Source organism: Phreatobacter aquiterrae (assembly GCF_053471285.1).
This window is the reverse complement of record NZ_JBJPHW010000015.1, coordinates 49,611-69,640: the sequence shown is the minus strand read 5'-3', so window position 1 is coordinate 69,640 and position 20,030 is coordinate 49,611. Positions and strand designations below refer to the sequence as shown.

The following is a 20,030-nucleotide window of genomic DNA, read 5'->3' as shown; positions in this document are numbered from 1 at the left end:
GGTCAGCCCGTCACTGCACGACGATTTCGCGGAACAGCACGGCGTTGACCCGCGCCGGATGGACGGCGGTATTCACCCGCCGTGTCAGTTCGTCTCTGAGCCGGAAGATGCCGGCCGAGCCCTCGATGTCCGAGGGGCGCATCTCGCGCAGGTAGAGCTGGAAGGCGTCGATCACGCGCGGCATGATCGGCTTGATCTGGTCGGCGACCTTGGAGTCGGTAACCTCGAGGGCGACCTTGACCCGCAGATACTGCGGACGGTCCTGCCCGACCGACAGGTTGACCGTCATGTCCGGCAGGTCGACGAAGGCGACCGGCCTGGCGACCTCCACCGGGGGGGCGGACGCCGAATCCGGCTTCTTCTTCATGAAGAAGAACCAGCCGCCGCCGCCGAGGCCGAGCACCGCCACGGCGGCGCCGACCATCATGAACAGCTTCATCTTGCCGCCGCCGGCCTCGGGAGCGCCCTCGCCCTCCCCGTCCTCATCGCCATCGGCCTCTGGCTTTTTCGGTTTCTTCGCCATCACTCAAGCCCCGGATTCTCTGAATGGGACGTTGGCGCCAGAATGGTTAACGGCTCGTTTATTTTCGTTAAGAGCCGGCAAGATTTGCCGGGACGAAAGCGTCCCCCTGCCTGTTCGTGCCTAGCGTCAGGTGAATGCAATCTTAGCGTAAGTGGTTGATTTTACATAAATCACCGACTTGGCACGAAGGCTGCGAAGGACTTGGCGGACCGCGGCGACCGTTTGGGAGAACGGACACGGGGTCCAGCTGGGGAGCACCGGTTCGACGATCGTCTTGGGAGAGACGGTGATCGAGTCGGACAATCGGGGACTGGTCCGATGGAGAACATTGGTCTCGTCGGTCTTTCGCGGCAGGTCGCCCTGCAGCGTGAGCTCGACGTCATTGCGAACAACCTCGCCAACTTGAACACCACGGGGTTCAAGCAGGACGATGTGGTGTTCCAGGAATACCTGATGCCTGTCGCGCGGGACGATACGTTCCAGCGCGGGGCCGACCGGCGCATGTCCTTCGTCTGGGACCGGGCGACCACGACCAATCTCGGCCAGGGCGGCATCACCCAGACCGGCAATTCGCTCGACGTCGCCATCAACGGACGCGGCTACATCGTCGTCCAGACGCCCGAAGGCGAGCGCTACACGCGCAACGGCTCCTTCGAGCTCAACGCCCAGAACCAGCTCGTCACCAAGCAGGGTCACATCGTCCTCGGCGAGGGCGGCCCGATCGCCTTCGAGGCCAACGACGTCGGCATTACCATCGGCCGCGACGGCTCGGTCGCCTCCTCGGGCGGCGCCCGCGGCCGGCTCCGGGTGGTCGACGGCAGCGTGCCGCGCGCCCTCGAGAAGGCCGGCGACAATCTGTTCCGCCTGCGCGACGGCACCCAGGCGGTGGCCGTTCCCAATGCCGACGTGCGCCAGGGCGCGCTGGAGAGTTCCAATGTCACCCCGGTCCTCGCCCTGTCGCGGATGATCGAGGTGACCCGCGCCTACCAGTCGCTCGCCTCGAGCATGGAACGCCACGACCAGATGCGCCGGGACGCGATCCGCTCCCTCGGCAACCCCACCACCTGAGGAGGTTGAACCATGCGCGCGCTCCACACCGCCGCCAGCGGCATGAAGGCCCAGGAACTCACCGTCGAGGTGATCTCCAACAACATCGCCAACATGCGGACCACGGGATTCAAGCGCCAGCGCGCCGAATTCCAGGACATGCTCTACGACCACCAGCGCCGGGCCGGCACCCAGAACTCGCAGCAGGGCAACCTCTTGCCGGTGGGCATCTCGATCGGCTCCGGCGTCAAGCCGGCCGGCACCTCCCGCATCATGACGCAGGGCAATGTGCTGGCCACCGACAAGGACTACGACGTCGCCATCCGCGGCGAGGGCTTCTTCCGCATCAGCCTTCCCGACGGCCGCACCGCCTATACCCGCGACGGCTCCTTCGAGCGCAATGCCGACGGCCAGATCGTCACCGTCGACGGCTACCAGATCGAACCCGGCATCAACGTGCCGAACAACGCCACCGCGGTGACCATCAGCGCGGCCGGCGTCGTGCAGGCGACGATGCCGGGCCAGACGGCGGCGCAGACCATCGGCCAGATTCAGCTCTCCCGCTTCGTCAACAAGGCGGGCCTGGAGTCGATGGGCGACAACCTGTTCGCGGAGACCGCCGCCTCGGGTCAGGCCATCACCACCACGCCCGGCAACGAGGGCATGGGTTCGCTGCTGCAGAAGAACCTGGAGCAGTCGAACGTCACGGCCGTCTCCGAAATCTCCGATCTCATCGCCGCGCAGCGCGCCTACGAGATGAACGCCCGCATCATCTCGGCGGCCGACCAGATGCTGCAGTCCACCTCGCAGTTGATGCGGTGAGGATCGTGATGTCGCTCGCCCGCCGCCTCGCCGTCTGCATCTGCCTCGCCTCCGCCCTGCCCGCCACGGCCGAGACCGCGCGGCCCGTGCTGCGCCTCGAGGTGGTCGTGCCGGGTGCCGTCGTACGCCTCGGCGACCTGTTCCAGAACGCCGGACGCCATGCGGAGGTCCCGGTCTTCCGTTCGCCCGATCCCGGCCATACCGGACAGGTGCCGGCCTGGCAGATCATCGAGGTGGCGCGCCGCGCCGGCCTCGAACCGGACTCGGTCGACCGCAACCGCGAGGTCACCGTCACGCGCGATGCCCGTGTCGTGCCCCTCGCCGACCTGGAGGAGCGCATCGCCGCCGCGCTCGCCGGCAGCTTCGGCCTGTCCGACACCAGCCGCGTCCAGGTCAGCTTCGACCGGGGCACCCGGCCGATCACCGTCGAGACGGACGCCACCGGCTCGCTCGACATCGTGCGCATCGAACACGATCCCCGCACCGGCCGGTTCGACGCCGTGCTCGGCATTCGCGGCTCCTCCCGCTCCGAGCGCAGCGGCGGCTTCCGCCTCTCCGGAACGGCCAATGAACTGGTCGAATTCGTCGTGCCGGCCCGCACCATCGGTCGCGGCGAGGTCGTCCGCGCCTCCGACCTCGTGGTCGACCGCAAGCCGCGGAACGCCCTGCCGATGATGACCGGCGATACCGTCATCTCCCTCGCCCAGGCAGTGGGCCTCGCCGCGCGCAGGCCGCTGTCGCCGGAGCGCCTGTTCCGCACCATCGACCTGATGAAGCCCGAACTCGTGGAGCGCAACGGCAACGTCCTCATCCTCGTCGAACTGCCGGGCCTGTCGCTCACCATGCGCGGCAAGGCGCTGGAGGCCGGCGCCGAGGGCGACGTCATCCAGGTGGAGAACCTGCAGTCGCGCAAGAAGCTTCAGGCCGTCGTCACCGGCCTGAACCGCGTCGCCGTGATGGCGCGGTCCACCACGCCGCCGGCCGTCGTCGCCGCATCGAGGGTCCCGTAATGGCCCGCAAGACCCGCCCCCTTCCCGCTTCTCGTTCCGCGTCAGGAACCGTCATGCGCATCGCCCGCCCGCTCCTCATCGTCATCGCCGGCCTGGCCACGGCGGCCTGCGGCGCCCCCGACCGGCTGCGCAACGTCGGACGCGCCCCCGCCCTCTCGGCGGTGGAAAACCCGCAGACCCGGCCCGGCTACCGGCCGGTCTCCATGCCGATGCCGGAACCGCAGCCGATCTCGCACAACCCCAATTCACTGTGGCGCAACGGCTCGCGCGCCTTCTTCCGCGACCAGCGCGCCCAGCGCGTCGGCGACATTCTCACCGTCAAGGTCAAGTTCCAGGACCAGGCCAACATCCAGAACACCACCAACCAGTCGCGCACCGGCTCGCAGAGCATGGGCACGCCGAACCTGTTCGGCGCCGAGCGCTTCATCGCCCGGGCCGGCGCGGATCCCGCAAGCCTCGTCTCGACCACCGGCACCAACTCCAACGAGGGCAAGGGCACCGTCACCAGGTCCGAGACGCTCACCACCAATGTCGCGGCGGTCGTCATGCAGGTCCTGCCGAACGGCAATCTGGTGCTGGAAGGCAAGCAGGAGATGCGCGTCAACTTCGAGGTGCGCGAACTGATCGTCGCCGGCGTCGTCAGGCCCGAGGACATCGAGAGCGACAACACCATCGATTCCAACAAGATCGCCCAGGCGCGCATCGGCTACGGCGGCCGCGGCCAGATCACCGACCAGCAGCAGCCCCGCTACGGCCAGCAGGTGCTGGACGTCCTCCTGCCCTTCTGAGGGCCCCTTCACGAGCTCCCAGCCGTCCCCGCTCCCCAGGCGCACACGGCAAGTCCGGCGCCGCCCGCGTTCTCCCGACGCGGGCGGCGCCGGCGTTTCGGGCTGGTCGCAAGCGTGCCTTGGCCAATTCGGCCGATGTCCGGTGGGCCTGCGAACAGAAACCGCTTGCGCAATCCGGAATCCCGTAGCCGTACTCGGCTCTTCGCAGCACCCGGGCAGAGCGGGCAGAGTCGGTGTTCATGCGGGCACTTCGTTTCATCGCGGTCCTCGTGGCCGTGACGGTCATCGCCACCATAGCCATGCTGACGGCAGCTTTCATGCTGTGGAGCATCCTGTCGGTGCAGCCGGGAACCGCGACGGCGCTGTTCACACTGTTCATCCTGGCGCCCGGCATCGGATTGGCCACGGGACTTTACTTCGCAGCATGGAGCTTGCGGCGCGCCGAAACCGGAACGGGGCCGGGAGGCGGGCAAGGAGTGGCTGGTCCGGCCATCTTGCTGGCCATTCTCGCCGGTCTGACCGGCTTCCTTGCCGGCTATGGCGGTACCATGGCAGGCATCGACCTGACTTACACCGACCGGTGGAGCAACCCGGCCGCCGCTCCTGCCTGGATTCCCTACGCGCCGGCTTCCGCAGGCGCTGTCCTTGCGGTCGTGCTCGCCGCACTCGTCCTTGCGGGCGGAAGGGGCAGGCGGGGGCGTTGATTCGACCTCGCACTCAGCCGTTGCGGCGGCGCAGGCGGTCCACAACAACAAGGACGATGCCGACCCCAGCCAGCGTGCCGCACAACTGACCGGCAAGGCGGAGCACCTCGGCCGGATCGGTCGACTGCGGCGCGAGATAGGCCAGAGCGCCGAAAACAACGATGGCGACCACGATCAGGAACAAGCCCGCTCGAGCGGGTTTCAGCCCGTTCGATTTCATTGACCGATCCCCGATGCGCAGCACACTTGCGGCGGCCACAAATGAGCCGGAGCGGCCATGACCGCTAGAGATGAGCCGACCGCAGACGCCATTTCACAAGCCGCTCCGATAACGAAACGGCCGCTCCTCGGGCGGCCGCGTTGTCCTGATCAGGCGCAGCTCTACGCTATTCGTCGCGATAGACCCGTTCGCGCCGCTCGTGACGCTCCTGCGCCTCCAGCGACAGGGTGGCGATGGGACGGGCTTCCAGCCGCTTCAGAGAGATCGGGTCGCCGGTCTCCTCGCAATAGCCGTAGCTGCCATCCTCGATGCGGGCGATGGCCGCATCGATCTTGGCGATCAGCTTGCGCTGGCGGTCACGGGCCCTCAACTCGATGGCCCGGTCGGTCTCGGACGAGGCGCGATCGGCGATGTCCGGATGATTCTGGTTTTCGTCCTGCAGGTTCTGCAGGGTCTCCCTGGCCTCGCGAAGGATATCGTCCTTCCAGGCCAGAAGCTTCTTGCGGAAATATTCGCGCTGCCGCTCGCTCATGAACGGCTCCGAGTCGCTCGGGCGGTAGTCCGCTTCCAACTCCAACGTCATGCAACGAACCCCTCATGATTCACGGATGACGAGACCCGCGTTTCGGCGCGCTCATAGCACCCGTCCCCCATGCAGACAACATCAAACCGGGTCATGCGGCCGTCATGTGGATGGTCGGTGAACGAGCATGGAGGCAGGAACCGTGCCAGAAGGCGGGTTTTGTCTGGATTTCAGCGACTTGGCGGGTGGTTTCACGACGACGCGGCGGCTGCGGCGGCTTCACGCTTGGCGATCTCGACCTGCGCCCGCAGGTCGATCTCCGCGAGAACCCCGTCGAGGCCGGAGTCGCCGGTGTCGTCGAGCCCGGCCGAGGTCAGGCTGCGCAGTTTCAGGAGAACGGACGGCATCGGCTCGCCGGCAAGCAGAGACAGCTTGAGGTCGTCGAGCAGATCGAGCGACTGACGGCCACGCTGCATGGCCCGCCGGCGCTTCTCGCGGCGGTCCTCGGGTTGCATGCCCTGCACGGCGAGCAGCGTCTCGAGACCCGCCGCCGCCATGGCCGGGCGCGCCTGCGCGGACTGCGGCGTCTCGCTGCGCCCGCCCGGAAGCGCGAAGGCGGCGCGCGGCCGGTCGACCTTCTGGACCGGCTGGCCGGTCGAGACGGCACCGACGGGAGGCGGCGTGGTGATCCGCATGGGTCCTTCTCCGGGACAGGCCCTTCATCGACGCGCAACAGGTCTTGCTGGCGGGTTAAGAAGAGCCCGCTCATGGTTAAGGCACGGTTAATGCCCGGCAAGTCTTGCCGGGCGGCAGGAAGGATGCTCCCGCGCAGTTTTCGCCATGCTCGTTTTTCCTATTTCATATCAGCTACATAGGCCCGTCAGCGACATGGCATGCTACGTGCGAGGACGTGGGGGACCTTAGGGGATCCTCATGTTCCGCCACCTCGCCATCCTTCTGAGCATCGTCGCCCTGGCCGCTCCGGCCCAGGCCAGCACTTCGCGCATCAAGGACCTCGTCGACGTCGAGGGCATCCGCGAGAACCAACTCATCGGCTATGGTCTCGTCGTCGGCCTCAACGGCACCGGCGACACGCTGAACAACTCGCCCTTCACCCGCCAGTCGATCCAGTCGATGATGGAGCGCCTCGGGGTCAACACCCGCGGCATGAACCTGCGCACGGCCAATGTCGCCGCCGTCATGGTGACCGCCAATTTGCCGCCCTTCTCGACCCAGGGCACCCGCATCGACATCAAGGTCTCGGCGATGGGCGATGCGCGCTCGCTGCAGGGCGGCGAACTGCTCGTCACCCCGCTGGTCGGCGCCGACGGCGAGGTCTATGCGGTCGGCCAGGGCGCCGTCGCCATCGCCGGCTTCCAGGCCCAGGGCGCCGCCGCCACCATCACCCGCGGCGTGCCGACCGTCGGCCGCGTCTCCAACGGCGCCATCGTCGAGCGCGAGGTCGCCTTCTCCATCAACCGCATGGCCTCGCTGAAGCTTGCGCTGCGCAACCCGGACCTGACGACGGCGCGCCGCATCGCCGCCGCCATCAACGACTTCATCGGCGCGCCGACCGCCGAGCCGACCGACCCGGCAACCATCCACCTGAAGGTGCCGCAGCGCTTCGAGGGCAACATCGTCGCCCTACTCACCGAGATCGAGCAGTTGCGCGTGCAGCCCGACCAGGTGGCCAAGGTGGTCATCGACGAGGCCTCGGGCATCATCGTCATGGGCAAGGACGTGCGCGTCTCCACCGTGGCGGTGGCGCAGGGCAACCTGACCGTCACCATCTCCGAGCGCCCGCAAGTCGTGCAACCCAACCCGCTCGCGCAGGGCGAGACGGCGATCGTTCCGCGCACGCAGATCCAGGCGACCGAGGAAGGCAAGCGCCTCGCCCTGGTGCGCGAGGGCGTGTCGCTGCAGGAACTGGTCGATGGCCTCAACGCACTGGGCATCGGACCGCGCGACATGATCGCCATCCTGCAGGCCATCAAGGCCGCGGGCGCCCTCCAGGCCGAGATCGAGGTGCTCTGATGCGCAGCCAGACCCCTGAACGCACCGTCATGAACGCCTATACGCCCGCCGCTGCCCGCACGGCCGGGTCGCGCGAGCAGAAGGCCTGGTCGCAGGCGCAGAACTTCGAGCAGGTGTTCCTCAACACCATGTTCGGCCAGATGTTCACCGGCATCGGCACCGACTCGCCCCTCGGCGGCAAGCACAGCGAAGCCTGGCGCGGCATGCTGGTCGATGAATACTCCAAGTCCGTCACCGCCCAGGGCGGCGTCGGCCTCGCCAACCACATCTACCGCGAACTCATCGGCGCGCAGGAAGCCGCGCCCCGCCGTGTCCCGCCGCGCTCCTGAGGCTCCCATGCAGCAACCCGCCCGCCCCGTTCCGCAGCCCTTCGCCTCCTCAAACGAGGCCGCCGCCTTTGTCGAGGGCCTGCGCCTGACCATGGCCGAACTGATCGATGTGCTGGCGGAAGAGAGCGCGCTCGTCCGCGCGGCGAAGATCAGGGCAGCGCAACCGCTGGAGGCGCGCAAGACTGCGCTGTCGGTTCGCTACACCGCGGAACTCGCGCGCCTGAAGGCGCATGCGCCGGCGCTGCGGGCCGCAGCCCCCCGGGCGCTCGCGAGCCTCGAGGCCGAGAGCGCCGCGCTGGGCAAGGCGCTCGAGATCAATCTCGCCGTTCTCGCCACCGCCCATGCCGTCGCGGAGGGGATCATCCGCCAGGTCGCGTCGACGGTTCAGGCCAAGCGCGCGCCGACCGCCTATGGCGCCAACGGCCGCGCGAGCGCACCGCCACCGCGTGCCGCGGCCCCTGTCGCCGTCATCCGTTCCCTGTGAACAGCAACGGCCAGTAATCGCCTACAATTCGCGCGATCCAGGCACGTCGGGATTTACCATAAGTCCTAACGTCAGTTTAGGATTTCGCGTCCAATATCCGGCACTCGGGAGAAGAGGGATCACGAGGTCCTTCCCCCACAGGGAGTTCCGGTCATGGACATCATGTCCTCACGACCGGCCGTCGGAACGATTTCTACCGGGCGGCCGGAAACCGTCCAGTACCGCGAAGCGGTGCGGACGGAATTGCCCCGCGTCCAGCGGGTGACGCAACCTGCCTCGGCGCCCGGCGCCACCGCCGCCGACGATCGCCGCACGGGAGACCAGGCGGCACGCGACGAGCGTATCCTCGCCGACCGGCGGGCGCGGATGGAGCGGATCGCCGATACGGTGCGCGAATCCCTGCAGCGGCGCATCGAGAAGGATGATGCCGCCGGCACGCTGGTCTATCGCACGGTCGACAAGACGACCGGCGAGGTCGTGCGCCAGTTCCCCGACGAGATGGTGCTGAAGCTGAAGGCCTATGCGCGCGAGATGGCGCGCCGTGAGCAGGACGAGAACGCCGACGCGCACCGGGTCGAGCGGGTCGCCTGACGTCTCCGGCCGGACACCTGACCGCCGCCGCCGCGAAGGCGGCTTTTCGCGTTCAGGACCTGCGCGCCTTCGGCGCCAGCAGGATCAGGGCGACGCCGCTGAGCACCACCGCCGTCCCGACGATCATCCGCGTGTCCACGCGATCACCGGTGAGCAGGATGCCGAGGCCGATGGCCATCAGCGGACACATCAGCGTCAGCGTCGAGATCAGGTTGGCCTCGTATTTCTGCACGAGGCGGAAGAAGATGCTGTGGCCGAGCAGCGATACGAACAGGGCGGTGTAGAAGACCGCGAGGAAGAACGGCCAGCCGGCCGATGAGGCCCGCGCGAACTGATCCGTCTCCAGGGCCAGCGAACCCAGCGCCAGCGGAATGACGGAGGCGAGCCCCACCCAGGCCTGGAACTGCAGCGGTTCGACATTCTCCATCTTCTTCATCAGCACCACGCCGAAGGCCGAGGCGAAGGCGCTCGCCAGCACGAAGATCAGGCCGACGGACAGGGCAAATCCGCTCGGGTCGTACATCACGACGATCGCGCCGGAGAAGGCCAGCGCGATGCCGATGCCGCGCCGCCAGCCGATGCGCTCGCCCAGCATGGCGACCGACAGCAGCGCGGTGATCGGAACCCCGAGCTGGGTGACGACGGCCGCGCTCGAGGGTGTCGCGGTCATCAGTCCGATGGACACGAGTCCGAAGCCCCCCGCCCCCATCATCAGCCCCACGAGGGCGATCCGCCAGCGTGGGCGCGGCCAGGGCAGGAGCCACGGCAGGGCGATTAGCAGCAGCAGGGCAAAGCGCAGCGAGGAGAACAGCAGCGGGGGCACGTCCAGATGGACGAGCACGAGTTTCGTGACGATGAAATTGGTCGCCCAGACCAGGCAGACGACCATCAGGAGGATGAAGTCACGAAGAAGCATCGTCCCGCCTAGCGAAAGCCGGGACATCAGCGCAACCGGCACAGCCGCGCGGCAGACATGCCTCCCGCGGCCGGCCCCGAGAAGACCGCCTCAGCCGGGTGAGATCATCTTGCGCGGGTCGACGAGGAGATCGTAGTCGGCCTCGCTGACAAGGCCGGTCTTCAGCGCCTCTTCCTTCAGGGTCGTGCCGTTCTTGTGCGCCGCCTTGGCGATCTTCGCGGCGGCGTCGTAGCCGATCTTCGGGGCGAGCGCCGTGACCAGCATCAGCGAACGCTCGACGCCGGCACGGATATTGTCCTCGCGCGGCACGATGCCGACGACGCAATTCTCGGTGAACGACACCGCCGCATCGGCCATCAGCCGCACCGACTGCAGGAAATTGTAGGCCATGACGGGGTTGAACACGTTGAGTTCGAAATGCCCCTGGCTGCCGGCGAAGGTGATGGCCGCCTGATTGCCGAAGATCTGCACGCAGACCTGCGTCAGCGCCTCGCACTGGGTCGGGTTGACCTTACCCGGCATGATCGACGAGCCCGGCTCGTTCTCAGGCAGGCTCAGTTCGCCGAGGCCGGACCTCGGCCCCGAGCCGAGGAAGCGGATGTCGTTGGCGATCTTGAACAGCGAGGCCGCCACCGTGTTGATCGCGCCATGCGAGAAGACCATGGCGTCATGGGCGGCCAGAGCCTCGAACTTGTTCGGGGCGGTGGTGAAATTCAGGCCGGTGATGGCGGCGATGCGGTCCGCCACCATCTCGGCGAAGCCGACCGGCGCATTGAGGCCGGTGCCGACCGCCGTCCCCCCTTGCGCGACCTGCATCAGGGCGGGAAGCGTCTGTTCGATGCGGGCGATGCCGTTCTCGACCTGCTGCGTGTAACCGGAAAACTCCTGGCCGAGGGTCAGAGGCGTTGCGTCCTGCGTATGGGTGCGGCCGATCTTGACGATGTCCGCCCAGGCCTTGGCCTTGTCGTTCAGCGCATTGCGCAATTGCTGGAGGGCCGGCAGAAGCCGGTGGACGATCTCCTCGGCGCAGGCGACATGCATCGCCGTCGGAAAGGTGTCGTTCGACGACTGGCTCATGTTGACATGGTCGTTGGGGTGGACGGGCTTCTTCGACCCCATCTCGCCGCCCAGCATCTCGATGGCGCGGTTGGAGATCACCTCGTTGGCGTTCATGTTCGACTGGGTGCCGGACCCCGTCTGCCAGACGACCAGCGGGAAATGCGCATCGAGCTTGCCCTCGATGACCTCCTGCGCCGCCTTCACGATGGTCTCGCCGACCGTCGGATCGAGCCGGCCGAGCGCCATGTTGGTTTCGGCCGCCGCCCGCTTGACGATGCCGAGAGCCCTGACGATCGGGGCCGGTTGCTTCTCCCAGCCGATCCTGAAATTGCCGAGGGACCGCTCGGCCTGCGCGCCCCAGTAGCGGTTGGAGGCGACCTCGATGGGGCCGAACGTATCGGTTTCGGTACGGGTCTTGACCATGGGGATCGTCTCCGGAAACGCCCGCCGGGTCCGGCGGGTCATCGACGTCGCGGTCCGTCCGCGCGGTCTCGATCGGCTGCCGAGATAGACCCGGCAGAAGGCGGGCGCAATCTCCCGCCCCACCCGCCACGCCGCGACGTCGCGGCGTTTCTGCCCACCCGGCAATTCCTGCCGGTTAACTGTTGCCGTGTCGGCGCGGCCACACTCCCCCGGCTCAAGCTCTTAAAAAGACGCATGATTTTCACGTCGAGACGAAAATTAACCTTTGATTAGGGTTAACGGGACAGAGTGGCCTCCTGATAAAGGCCCGTGAGAATCGTCGGGCCCGGCCGAGGACCATCCATGAGCGACATCGTCCTTTCGAAAGGCATTCGCGGCAATCTTCTCTCGCTGATGAGCACTGCCGACCTGCGCGACCGCACGCAGTACCGGCTCTCCACCGGCAAGAAGGTCAACACCGCCCTCGACAATCCGGGCAACTTCTTCTCGGCGGCGATGCTCAATTCGCGCGCCACCGACATCACCAACCTGCTCGACGGCATCGGCACCGCCATCAAGACGCTGGAAGCGGCAGACAACGGCATCCGCTCCATCGTCCGCGTGGTGGAGAACGCCCAGGCCCTCGCCCGCCAGGCACAGGGCTCGGCGGCGACCACCGCCCGCCTCGGAGGTGTCCTGCCCATGGTCAACGGCATCCAGGCCGGAATGACGATGCAGACCCCCCTCACGGATCTCGGCTTCGCCGCCACCGAGACCATCACCATCTCGACCGGTGTCAACCGCACGACGACGCTGACCGTCGCCGGCGGCATGACGGTCGGCGACCTCGTCAACGCCATCAACGACAATACCGAAGCGTCCTCGGCGACCGGCACCGGCGTGACCATCGGCTCGACCGCCGGCGCGGATGCCCGCGCCCTGCTCTCGCCCGACGGCCGCCTGGTCATCCAGGCCATCGGCACCCAGCCGCTGACCATCTCGTCGTCCAACGCCGGCGTCGCGCTCACCAACATGGGCTTCGACGTGCCCGATCGCACGAAGATCGCCGGCGAGATCAACGTCACCCGTTCCAACATCGCCGCCCAGTTCTCCGAACTGCGCCGCCAGATCGACCAGCTTGCCAAGGACTCCGGCTTCAACGGCGTGAACCTTCTCAACGCCGATACGCTGCAGGCCATGTTCAACGAGCGCCAGACGTCGTCTCTGACGATCACCGGCGTGCGCTTCTCGGTCGCCGAGGACCTCGCGATCAACGACCAGAAGAACCGCTTCCAGACCGACAGCGACGTCAATGACGCGCTCGCCGAGCTGTCGCAGGCGATGGCGAAGCTGAGGTCGCAGTCGAGCGCCTTCGGCTCCAACCTCGCCCTGGTGCAGATCCGCCAGAAGTTCACGCAGGAAATGGCGAACACGCTGAAGACCGGCGCCGACAATCTGGTGCTGGCGGACATGAACGAGGAGGGCGCCAACATGCTGGCGTTGCAGACCCGCCAGCAGCTGTCGACGCAGGCCCTGTCCCTCGCCAACCAGGCCGACCAGAGCGTGTTGCGCCTGTTCGGCTGACGCCGGCTCACCCCGCCGCGCTCGCGGCGGGCCGGGACGACCCATGGCAACGTCCCTTGTGGTAGCATCCACACGCTGACGAATCGTGCGGAGGCGGCGAATGGCCCTGAAGGTGGAACTCAAGCCGGGCGAGAAATTCATTCTCGGCGACAGCGTGATCGTCAACGACGACCAGCGCACGCGGCTCACCATCGAGGGCGAGGCCCCCATCTTGCGCGAAAAGGACGTGATGACGGTGGAGGCCGCCGACACGCCCTGCAAGAAGATCTATCTGCTCGTGCAGCTGATGTATCTGTCGCGCGATCCGGCGCGCCACCACAAGATGTACTTCGATCTGGTGAACGACGTGGTGAAGGCGGCGCCTTCGACACTCCCCTACATCGACGGCATCAACAATCACATATTAACCGGTTCGCTCTACAAAGCACTGAAGGCCACCAAGGGCCTGATCGAGTACGAAGGGACTCTGCTGGGTCATGCATCACGGAGCAGCGGCGTACGCGTCGACAGCTAAGGTCACCGCGACGGCCAACCCCCGCGCCATGGAGGCGAGCCTGCTTCTCAAGGCGGCGGCCAGGCTGCAATCGGTCAAGGACAACTGGGATGCCGCGAGGGCGGCCGAACTCGGTCCGGCTCTCGCCTATAACCGCAAGCTGTGGACCATCCTGTCCACCTCGGCGACGAATCCGGAAAACCCGCTGCCGCTGCCGATCAAGAACAACATCGCCAATCTCGGCCTGTTCATCTTCCAGCGCACCATCGACATCGAGATCGAGCCGGCCCCCGAGAAGCTGGGAATCCTCGTCTCCATCAATTCCAACATCGCCGCCGGCCTCGCCGGACGCGGCTGACAACGGCGCCGGCCGAAAGGCCGTCGCGCCGCATCCACGATTCGCGATGAAAGCCTCCGGCGCGAACGCTCCGGGGGCTTTTTCGTTACCGCATGTAGTTGATGATGGTCAGTTGCGAGAGCATCGAGCTCGTCTGGTAGCTCGCCTGCAGATTGGTCTTCAGCGCCATGATATGCACCGCGACCTCGTTGTCGTCGGCGCCCTCGATGTCGGTGAGGAGCGCCCCGAGCATCGCCCGGCGGTCGCCATGGCGGGTCTTGGCGGCATCGGCGGCGGTGTTGGCGGCGGCGATCTCGATCTGGATCGACTGCACCGTCTGGCCGCCGTTCTCCATGCTCAGGCCGGTCACCACCCGCGGGGTGAGCGCCTGGTAGCGGGCGAGCCCGTTCGGGTCCGATGCGTTGAAACGCAGCGAACTCGCCACCGCCATGTACTGCACCGCCGTGCGCAGCGCCTCCTCGTCGGCGCGCACGCCGTAGTGGATGGACTGCGCGCTGTCGATCTCGGCGGAGGCCGTGGCCCGGGGATTGGCCGAAACCCGATCGCCCTGGTACCAGCGGATGGTCTTCGCCTCGGCATTCTGCGGAGTATCGTAGGCCACCGCATCGGCCATGGTCCCTGACACGCCGGGCACGAGGCGCTTGGCGACGCCGGTCTCGATCGCCGGCGGCCCGGCCAGCGCCGCCGGATTGGTCTCGCCCTTGAAGAAGTCCTCGCCGGCCTTCACCGCCGAGGCGGCGGCGAGCTTGCTGCCGACGAACTTGCCCAACTGGTCGCCCAGCGTCGCACGCAGGTTGTCGAGCGTCTCGGCCGAGGTTGCGCCGACCCGGAACTCGTGCGCAGCCACGACATCGGCGTCGGCCTCGGTCGCCGTCAACGTCATCGTCTCGACGCTGCCGTCAGGCAGGGTGAACGAGAGCGTGAGCGACTGCCCCGGCGAGGCATTGCCCGCGCCGGCAGCGATCGACAGCGAGGCCGGCGGCCCGGCGGTCGAGGTCACGGCGATGCCGTCCACAGCCCCCGATGCGACGCCGATCTTCAGCCCGAAGGGGTGCGTGCCGTCCTCGGCGAGCGTCACCGGCTGGGTGCCCGTGGCGGAGAGAGCGAGGCGTCCGGTGGCGGCGGGATCGGCCTCGGGGGTTGCCGAGGCGACGCCGAGGTCGGCCTGCATGCGCTGCAGCAGCGCGGTCTTGAAGCCGTCCTTCCTATTGTCGCCGTTGAGGAAGATCGAAGCGTCGAGCACCGGCGGCGTCGCCGACTTGCGGCCACCAAAGACATAGCGCGTGCCGTCGCTGGCGTTGAGCATGGAGACGACGGCGTTGAGCCCGTCGCCGGCCGCGACCTGCCCGATGGTGCGGCCCGACGACAGGGTGAACTCGTTCGGCTGCATCGAGGTCTTGGTCGAGGCCACCGTCTTGGCGATGCCGGTCAGGGAGGTGTCGACGATCGAGATGCGCGTCATCACCAGGGAAATGCTCTGCTGCCAGGAATCCATCTGGCTCACCGAGGCGCGGAAGGCGAGCGAGAAGCCGCGATCGGGGCCGAGCCCGCCATAGGTCTCCGACTTCAGGCCGGAACCGAGCTGGCGCTGGAGGTCGGCCAACTTGGCCTTCATGCTGACGAAGTCGCTGGCGCTCAGCCCGCTGATGATGCCGGAGGTCCGGATGGCCATGGCGTCCTCACATCTGCCTGAGCATGTCGAGCATCTCGCGGACCGCGCTCATCACGCGCGCATTGGCGCCATAGGCGGTCTGGAGCTGGATCAGAAGGGTCATTTCCTCGTCGATGTTCACCGCGGCGACGCTGTCGAAGCGGGCCTGCAACTGAGTCACGACGGCCTCCTGCCCCTGGGCGATCTGCTGGGCCGTGGCGGCGTCGTTGGTCTGGGTGACGATGACGGAGCGGGCGTAAGAGAGCACCGAGCCCTGGAAAGGATTGGTCGTCGTTCCGAGGCCGCCGGCGGGTGTGAAATAACGGCCGGTGTTCTGCAGCGCGGCGACGAGGAAGGATGGGCGCGTCTCGTCCGACTCCAGCGTTGTGGAGGTGATCTTCACCAGGGCGCTGGGATCGGCCTTGAGGGCGCCGTTCACGTCGATCCGGGCGGCAAGGCCTGTGACCTGGGCGCCGGACCCGGTCTGGCGGTCGGAGAACAGGCCGCCCACGGCGGCCGTGTCGATGAAGAAGGGCAGCGCGCTGCCGCCATTGGCCAGGGTCTGGGCCGTGACATAGGCCGCGGCACGGTTGACGCTGGCGCCGCCGGTAGCCGTCGGATCGGCGAGCACGCGGAGGTCCGAGCCGCTGACGGAGACGCCAAAAGCGCCTGCCGCGCCGCCGACGCCCGCCGCCCAGGCGTCGATGGCTGCCTGCATCTGTGTCGCATGGCCGGCCGCGGACGAGCCGGTCAGGCGGAACACGATGTCGTTCGGGTCGGCCGTCATCGCGTCCGACATCGGAACTGACGTGTCGTCGACGCGCTTGAAGGTGATCTTCTGCGTCACGCCATTGGTGGTCAGCTCCACCGTCACCGAATCGCCGTCGACCAGGCCCGCACCGAGGGCCATGTCGTATCCGGTTGTCGGACCGGGGCCGGCGACGCTCGCGGCGGTCGTCGTCGATCCGGTGCCGAGAGCCTGCGCGAGGCTCGCGGCGATCTGGTCGAGCTGGTCCTGCGCCGCAGGCAGGGCCTTGTCCCTGAGTTCGATGAGGGCGGCGATCTTGCCCGAGGTGAAGACGCCGGCAGCGATCAGGTCGACCTTGCCGGAGGGCGTCTGCGCCGTGATCGTGCCGACCGTGCGCTTGGTCGCGTCCTCGTCATAGCTGTTGGTCGGCCCGATGATGTCGCGCGCGTCGAACGAGAGTTCCGGCTTGCTGTCCGAGAGAAGCACGAAGCCGCCGCCACCATAGAGCTGCACGCCGCCATTGCTCTGGTAGACGGGGCGCACGTCGACATATTCGGCGATCTCCTTCACCAGGGCGTCGCGCTGGTCGAGCAGACCCACGCGCGACTCGTCGGTGAAGGCGACCGACAGGCGCTTGTTGACCTTGCCGAGGTCGCCGAGCAGCGCGTTGAGGCGGGTAGTGGCGTCCGCCAGACCGGTCTCCGCGTCGAGGCGCATGGACTGGACCGAGGCCGAAAGGCTGCGCAGGGTCTGGGCCACCACTGTCGCCGAATTGATCACGCCCGACCGGGCCGTGTCGCTTTCGGGCGAAGTCAGCAGTGTCTGGAAGGACGACGAGAAGCTGTTCAGCACCGTGTCGAGGGCGCGGGCGGATCCGGGAGCGCCGAGCATCTGGTCGAGGCGCGACAGGAACTGCGACCGCGTCGAGGCATAGGCGCCGTGGGACGTCTCGGCGACGAGCTGACGCTGGACGAAGGCATCGTACTCGCGGCGGATCGACCCGACCGCGATACCCGAGATCTGATCGCCGGCGAGCAGTTCGACCGGGTCGATGATCTTGCGGGTATAGGTCGGGTTGGCCGCATTGGAGATGTTGGCGCTGGTGAGCGCCGTCGCCGTCGACGTGAACCTCAGTCCCGAAAGTGAATTGCTCAGGGCGCTGGTCAGAGACATCGCCGGTCACTCCTTGACACGCGTCATGACCCGCCTCAGCGGATCATGTTGATGGTTTCCTGCAGCATCGAATTGGACGTCGTGACGATGCGCGTGTTGGCGGCGTAGGCCTGCTGGGTAATGATCAGCTTCGTGAACTCTTCCGAGATGTCGACGTTCGAGCTCTCGAGGCTCTGCGACACGATGCGGCCCGAGGCGCCGAGGATCGGCGGGCCGGAGCCCGAGGTCTCGGCGAAGGCGCCGCCGTCGAGCCGCTTCAACATGTTGTCGCCGTTGAAGCTGGCGAGCGGGATGGAGAAGAGATCGACCGACTGGCCGTTGGAATAGTTGCCGCGCACGCGGCCTGCGTCGGTGATCGTGACGTTCATCAGCTCGCCGACGGCGTAGCCGTTCTGGCCGATGTCCGTGACCTGCACCGTGCCGTCGGATCGGGCATATTGCGACAGGCCGTTGGTGCCGATGTCGAGCGTGACGTTGCCGACATTGGTGCCGTTGACGGTCAGGTTGGTGATCGTCGGGTTGGAAGTCGGCGCGGTCAGCTGGCCCGTCGACGAGAAGGTGAAGTCGCCGCCGATGCGGGTCCAGGTCTCGGCACCCGAGGTGGAAGCCGACTGGTAGTAGGCGCTCCAGGTGTCGGAAACGGCCGGCGGGCCAGACGAGGCGTTCGCCGTCTTGGCCCAGCGGATCTGGACGTTCACCTCGTTGCCCAGCGCGTCATAGACGGTCTGCGATCCGCCAGCGATGGAGGTCGCGACGAAATTCCCGGCGTCGGACGATCCGATGGTCGCCTGACCGATCAGCGAGGCCTGCATGAGTTCGCTGCCGGCGACGCTGGTGGCATTGGCGGTGGCCGGCGTGGTCGGAAGGCTGGCGCGGTACTTCATCGTGTCGGTGGCGCGCGCCGGGATGACGTCGTTGGTGATCTGGATCGGCGTCGGCGAGGAGCCGAGCGGATTGCCTGTGGTGCGGTCGAGCGGCAGTCCGCGCAGGAAGTAGCCGGCGCCATTGACCATGTAGCCGTTGGCGTCGACCGTGAAGTCGCCGCGCCGGGTGTAGGCGTTGGAGGTCGAGAACACCGGATTGCCGTCGACGAAGCCGGAGGGCTGCTGCACCACGAAGTAGCCGTCGCCGTTGATGGCGAGGTTCGTGGTGATCGAGGTCGCCGAGATCTGGCCCTGGATGGTGTTCGTCGCCCGCGAGTAGCCGGTGACGGAGCCGGACAGTTCGCGCTTCGGCCCTGAATCGGGGATGAGGTCGACGAAGCTGGTCTCGATCCGCTTGAACGCGGTCGTCTGCGAGTTGGCAATGTTTCCGGAAATGTTTTCCAGGGCATAGGCCTGCGCGGACAGCCCGCTGACCGCCGTGGTCATTGCACCGAAGATACCCATGCTACTCCCCCTCGCCGATGACGTCCGGCCAAGTCCACAACGGAACGCCGTCGCACTCCGTAACAGTCTGTGCAGCCGCCATGCCAAGGCAGGACCCGCGGGAGATCGCGTCTTTTCAATTGCTTAGGTGGTAAACGAATCCTTTCCGACGGCCACCCCGGCAGTTTCGACTGTGCCGATCGGCAGATTCTGCCGGGTGTTGCGGGCGCCCGCCCCGCCCCCTACCCTGCCCGGCGAACGACGGAGGTTCCTCTCCGCGAAGCATTCAAGACACGAGGCACATCACATGGCGTCCGGGCGTTTCGAGGGGACGAGCGGCTATGTCGCGACCGACGATCTGAAAGTGGCGGTCAACGCCGCCATCACGCTCGAGCGCCCCCTTCTGGTGAAGGGCGAGCCCGGCACCGGCAAGACGGTGCTGGCCATCGAGATCGCCAAGGCGATCGGCGCGCCGCTGATCGAATGGCACGTGAAATCCACCACCAAGGCGCAGCAAGGCCTCTACGAATATGACGCCGTGTCGCGCCTGCGCGACAGCCAGCTCGGCGACGAGCGGGTCAAGGACATCGCCAACTACATCAAGCGCGGCAAGCTCTGGGAGGGCTTCACCGCGCCGCAGCGTCCGGTCCTGCTGATCGACGAGATCGACAAGGCCGACATCGAGTTCCCGAACGACCTGCTGCAGGAACTCGATCGCATGGAGTTCTTCGTTTACGAGACCGGCGAGACCGTGAAGGCCGTGCAGCGGCCGATCGTCGTCATCACCTCGAACAACGAGAAGGAGCTTCCCGACGCATTCCTGCGCCGCTGCTTCTTCCACTACATCAGGTTTCCCGACGCGGAGACGATGCAGGCGATCGTCGACGTCCATTTCCCCGGCATCAAGCAGAAGCTGGTCGCGGAGGCCCTGCGCATCTTCTACGAGGTGCGTGACGTCCCCGGCCTGAAGAAGAAGCCCTCCACCTCCGAGCTTCTGGACTGGCTGAAGCTGCTCATGGTCGAGGACATCTCGGCCGAGACGCTCCGCGAGAAGGACCCGCGCAAGGCGATCCCGCCGCTGCACGGGGCCCTCCTGAAGAACGAGCAGGATGTGCATCTGTTCGAGCGGCTGGCCTTCCTCGCCAAGCGCGGCTGAGGCATTGTCGGGGCCATCGAGTCGCCACGAGCGACGTCCAGATTGAGC

Annotated in this window: 22 protein-coding genes; 13 read left to right on the top strand and 9 right to left on the bottom strand. The window is 67.0% G+C overall.

All coding sequences use genetic code 11. The features are described from left to right. Positions 1 to 10 precede the first annotated feature (10 nt). Complete coding sequence (gene fliL / locus ACJ4V0_RS19410; protein ID WP_448301259.1) at positions 11 to 523, bottom strand: flagellar basal body-associated protein FliL; 513 nt, start codon at positions 521 to 523, stop codon at positions 11 to 13. Between the two features lie 318 nt (positions 524 to 841). Here fliL and flgF point away from each other — a divergent pair, with 318 nt between their 5' ends. The 5 genes from flgF (at position 842) to ACJ4V0_RS19385 (ending at position 4,894) form a co-directional block, all read left to right on the top strand. After that, positions 842 to 1,591: a flagellar basal-body rod protein FlgF gene (gene flgF, locus ACJ4V0_RS19405; protein WP_448301258.1), complete on the top strand. Its 750-nt coding sequence runs from the start codon at positions 842 to 844 to the stop codon at positions 1,589 to 1,591. A gap of 12 nt (positions 1,592 to 1,603) precedes the next feature. Then, on the top strand, positions 1,604 to 2,392 hold the full coding sequence (flgG, locus tag ACJ4V0_RS19400) for a flagellar basal-body rod protein FlgG (protein WP_448301257.1): 789 nt from the start codon (positions 1,604 to 1,606) through the stop codon (positions 2,390 to 2,392). An 8-nt stretch (positions 2,393 to 2,400) separates the two neighbouring features. Next, entirely contained in the window at positions 2,401 to 3,402 is a 1,002-nt protein-coding gene (gene flgA, locus ACJ4V0_RS19395; protein WP_448301256.1) for a flagellar basal body P-ring formation chaperone FlgA, read from the top strand. A 53-nt stretch (positions 3,403 to 3,455) separates the two neighbouring features. Next, entirely contained in the window at positions 3,456 to 4,190 is a 735-nt protein-coding gene (gene flgH, locus ACJ4V0_RS19390; protein WP_448301255.1) for a flagellar basal body L-ring protein FlgH, read from the top strand. A 233-nt stretch (positions 4,191 to 4,423) separates the two neighbouring features. Further along, positions 4,424 to 4,894 (top strand): hypothetical protein, encoded by a 471-nt coding sequence (locus ACJ4V0_RS19385; protein WP_448301254.1) that lies wholly within the window; start codon positions 4,424 to 4,426, stop codon positions 4,892 to 4,894. A 13-nt stretch (positions 4,895 to 4,907) separates the two neighbouring features. On the opposite strand, the gene ACJ4V0_RS19380 is transcribed toward ACJ4V0_RS19385, so the two are convergent. From ACJ4V0_RS19380 to ACJ4V0_RS19370, 3 genes are all read right to left on the bottom strand, one after another. Beyond that, a complete protein-coding gene (locus ACJ4V0_RS19380) occupies positions 4,908 to 5,078 on the bottom strand; it encodes a hypothetical protein (protein WP_448301253.1) in 171 nt (56 codons plus the stop codon). 202 nt (positions 5,079 to 5,280) lie between these two features. Beyond that, complete coding sequence (dksA, locus tag ACJ4V0_RS19375) at positions 5,281 to 5,697, bottom strand: RNA polymerase-binding protein DksA (RefSeq protein WP_448301252.1); 417 nt, start codon at positions 5,695 to 5,697, stop codon at positions 5,281 to 5,283. A gap of 191 nt (positions 5,698 to 5,888) precedes the next feature. Continuing rightward, positions 5,889 to 6,332, bottom strand: coding sequence for a flagellar assembly protein FliX (locus ACJ4V0_RS19370; protein ID WP_448301251.1), 444 nt, complete (start codon positions 6,330 to 6,332; stop codon positions 5,889 to 5,891). Between the two features lie 238 nt (positions 6,333 to 6,570). Here ACJ4V0_RS19370 and ACJ4V0_RS19365 point away from each other — a divergent pair, with 238 nt between their 5' ends. From ACJ4V0_RS19365 to ACJ4V0_RS19350, 4 genes are all read left to right on the top strand, one after another. After that, positions 6,571 to 7,671: a flagellar basal body P-ring protein FlgI gene (locus ACJ4V0_RS19365; protein ID WP_448301250.1), complete on the top strand. Its 1,101-nt coding sequence runs from the start codon at positions 6,571 to 6,573 to the stop codon at positions 7,669 to 7,671. After that, positions 7,671 to 8,000: a rod-binding protein gene (locus ACJ4V0_RS19360; protein WP_448301249.1), complete on the top strand. Its 330-nt coding sequence runs from the start codon at positions 7,671 to 7,673 to the stop codon at positions 7,998 to 8,000. Before ACJ4V0_RS19365 ends, ACJ4V0_RS19360 begins: the two co-directional genes overlap by 1 nt. A gap of 7 nt (positions 8,001 to 8,007) precedes the next feature. Beyond that, entirely contained in the window at positions 8,008 to 8,484 is a 477-nt protein-coding gene (locus ACJ4V0_RS19355) for a hypothetical protein (protein WP_448301248.1), read from the top strand. Between the two features lie 153 nt (positions 8,485 to 8,637). Then, positions 8,638 to 9,075, top strand: coding sequence for a flagellar protein FlaG (locus ACJ4V0_RS19350; protein ID WP_448301247.1), 438 nt, complete (start codon positions 8,638 to 8,640; stop codon positions 9,073 to 9,075). Between the two features lie 52 nt (positions 9,076 to 9,127). Here the strand turns inward: ACJ4V0_RS19350 and ACJ4V0_RS19345 are convergent, their stop codons facing one another. Both ACJ4V0_RS19345 and fumC read right to left on the bottom strand, forming a co-directional pair. After that, a complete protein-coding gene (locus ACJ4V0_RS19345) occupies positions 9,128 to 9,991 on the bottom strand; it encodes a DMT family transporter (RefSeq protein WP_448301246.1) in 864 nt (287 codons plus the stop codon). A 90-nt stretch (positions 9,992 to 10,081) separates the two neighbouring features. Continuing rightward, complete coding sequence (gene fumC, locus ACJ4V0_RS19340) at positions 10,082 to 11,473, bottom strand: class II fumarate hydratase (RefSeq protein ID WP_448301245.1); 1,392 nt, start codon at positions 11,471 to 11,473, stop codon at positions 10,082 to 10,084. Positions 11,474 to 11,815: 342 nt separating this feature from the next. Between fumC and ACJ4V0_RS19335 the strand changes: the two genes are divergently transcribed. The 3 genes from ACJ4V0_RS19335 to flaF all read left to right on the top strand — a co-directional run bounded on the left by ACJ4V0_RS19335 (position 11,816) and on the right by flaF (position 13,887). Beyond that, on the top strand, positions 11,816 to 13,036 hold the full coding sequence (locus tag ACJ4V0_RS19335; RefSeq protein WP_448301244.1) for a flagellin N-terminal helical domain-containing protein: 1,221 nt from the start codon (positions 11,816 to 11,818) through the stop codon (positions 13,034 to 13,036). Between the two features lie 100 nt (positions 13,037 to 13,136). Beyond that, a complete protein-coding gene (flbT, locus tag ACJ4V0_RS19330; RefSeq protein ID WP_448301243.1) occupies positions 13,137 to 13,550 on the top strand; it encodes a flagellar biosynthesis repressor FlbT in 414 nt (137 codons plus the stop codon). Positions 13,551 to 13,578: 28 nt separating this feature from the next. Beyond that, positions 13,579 to 13,887, top strand: a complete 309-nt coding sequence (flaF, locus tag ACJ4V0_RS19325) for a flagellar biosynthesis regulator FlaF (protein ID WP_448301242.1) — start codon at positions 13,579 to 13,581, stop codon at positions 13,885 to 13,887. 85 nt (positions 13,888 to 13,972) lie between these two features. On the opposite strand, the gene ACJ4V0_RS19320 is transcribed toward flaF, so the two are convergent. Genes ACJ4V0_RS19320 through ACJ4V0_RS19310 form a run of 3 tightly spaced genes read right to left on the bottom strand, consistent with a single transcriptional unit; the run spans position 13,973 to position 18,847 of the window. After that, the gene (locus tag ACJ4V0_RS19320) at positions 13,973 to 15,559 is read right to left on the bottom strand and encodes a hypothetical protein (RefSeq protein WP_448301241.1); all 1,587 of its coding nucleotides are present in this window, start codon (positions 15,557 to 15,559) and stop codon (positions 13,973 to 13,975) included. 7 nt (positions 15,560 to 15,566) lie between these two features. Beyond that, the gene (flgK, locus tag ACJ4V0_RS19315) at positions 15,567 to 17,459 is read right to left on the bottom strand and encodes a flagellar hook-associated protein FlgK (protein ID WP_448301240.1); all 1,893 of its coding nucleotides are present in this window, start codon (positions 17,457 to 17,459) and stop codon (positions 15,567 to 15,569) included. Positions 17,460 to 17,494: 35 nt separating this feature from the next. After that, positions 17,495 to 18,847 carry a flagellar hook protein FlgE gene (locus ACJ4V0_RS19310; protein WP_448301239.1) on the bottom strand — a complete coding sequence of 451 codons (1,353 nt, stop codon included), beginning with the start codon at positions 18,845 to 18,847 and terminating at the stop codon, positions 17,495 to 17,497. Positions 18,848 to 19,133: 286 nt separating this feature from the next. Between ACJ4V0_RS19310 and ACJ4V0_RS19305 the strand changes: the two genes are divergently transcribed. Then, positions 19,134 to 19,982 carry an AAA family ATPase gene (locus ACJ4V0_RS19305; protein WP_448301238.1) on the top strand — a complete coding sequence of 283 codons (849 nt, stop codon included), beginning with the start codon at positions 19,134 to 19,136 and terminating at the stop codon, positions 19,980 to 19,982. Positions 19,983 to 20,030 lie beyond the last annotated feature (48 nt).

Coding starts and splice junctions, on each gene's coding strand:
- fliL (WP_448301259.1), bottom strand. CDS start 523: ATGGCGAAGAAACCGAAAAAGCCAGAGGCCGATGGCGATGAGGACGGG.
- flgF (WP_448301258.1), top strand. CDS start 842: ATGGAGAACATTGGTCTCGTCGGTCTTTCGCGGCAGGTCGCCCTGCAG.
- flgG (WP_448301257.1), top strand. CDS start 1,604: ATGCGCGCGCTCCACACCGCCGCCAGCGGCATGAAGGCCCAGGAACTC.
- flgA (WP_448301256.1), top strand. CDS start 2,401: ATGTCGCTCGCCCGCCGCCTCGCCGTCTGCATCTGCCTCGCCTCCGCC.
- flgH (WP_448301255.1), top strand. CDS start 3,456: ATGCGCATCGCCCGCCCGCTCCTCATCGTCATCGCCGGCCTGGCCACG.
- dksA (WP_448301252.1), bottom strand. CDS start 5,697: ATGACGTTGGAGTTGGAAGCGGACTACCGCCCGAGCGACTCGGAGCCG.
- ACJ4V0_RS19370 (WP_448301251.1), bottom strand. CDS start 6,332: ATGCGGATCACCACGCCGCCTCCCGTCGGTGCCGTCTCGACCGGCCAG.
- ACJ4V0_RS19365 (WP_448301250.1), top strand. CDS start 6,571: ATGTTCCGCCACCTCGCCATCCTTCTGAGCATCGTCGCCCTGGCCGCT.
- ACJ4V0_RS19360 (WP_448301249.1), top strand. CDS start 7,671: ATGCGCAGCCAGACCCCTGAACGCACCGTCATGAACGCCTATACGCCC.
- ACJ4V0_RS19355 (WP_448301248.1), top strand. CDS start 8,008: ATGCAGCAACCCGCCCGCCCCGTTCCGCAGCCCTTCGCCTCCTCAAAC.
- ACJ4V0_RS19350 (WP_448301247.1), top strand. CDS start 8,638: ATGGACATCATGTCCTCACGACCGGCCGTCGGAACGATTTCTACCGGG.
- ACJ4V0_RS19345 (WP_448301246.1), bottom strand. CDS start 9,991: ATGCTTCTTCGTGACTTCATCCTCCTGATGGTCGTCTGCCTGGTCTGG.
- fumC (WP_448301245.1), bottom strand. CDS start 11,473: ATGGTCAAGACCCGTACCGAAACCGATACGTTCGGCCCCATCGAGGTC.
- ACJ4V0_RS19335 (WP_448301244.1), top strand. CDS start 11,816: ATGAGCGACATCGTCCTTTCGAAAGGCATTCGCGGCAATCTTCTCTCG.
- flbT (WP_448301243.1), top strand. CDS start 13,137: ATGGCCCTGAAGGTGGAACTCAAGCCGGGCGAGAAATTCATTCTCGGC.
- flaF (WP_448301242.1), top strand. CDS start 13,579: ATGGAGGCGAGCCTGCTTCTCAAGGCGGCGGCCAGGCTGCAATCGGTC.
- ACJ4V0_RS19320 (WP_448301241.1), bottom strand. CDS start 15,559: ATGGCCATCCGGACCTCCGGCATCATCAGCGGGCTGAGCGCCAGCGAC.
- flgK (WP_448301240.1), bottom strand. CDS start 17,459: ATGTCTCTGACCAGCGCCCTGAGCAATTCACTTTCGGGACTGAGGTTC.
- ACJ4V0_RS19310 (WP_448301239.1), bottom strand. CDS start 18,847: ATGGGTATCTTCGGTGCAATGACCACGGCGGTCAGCGGGCTGTCCGCG.
- ACJ4V0_RS19305 (WP_448301238.1), top strand. CDS start 19,134: ATGGCGTCCGGGCGTTTCGAGGGGACGAGCGGCTATGTCGCGACCGAC.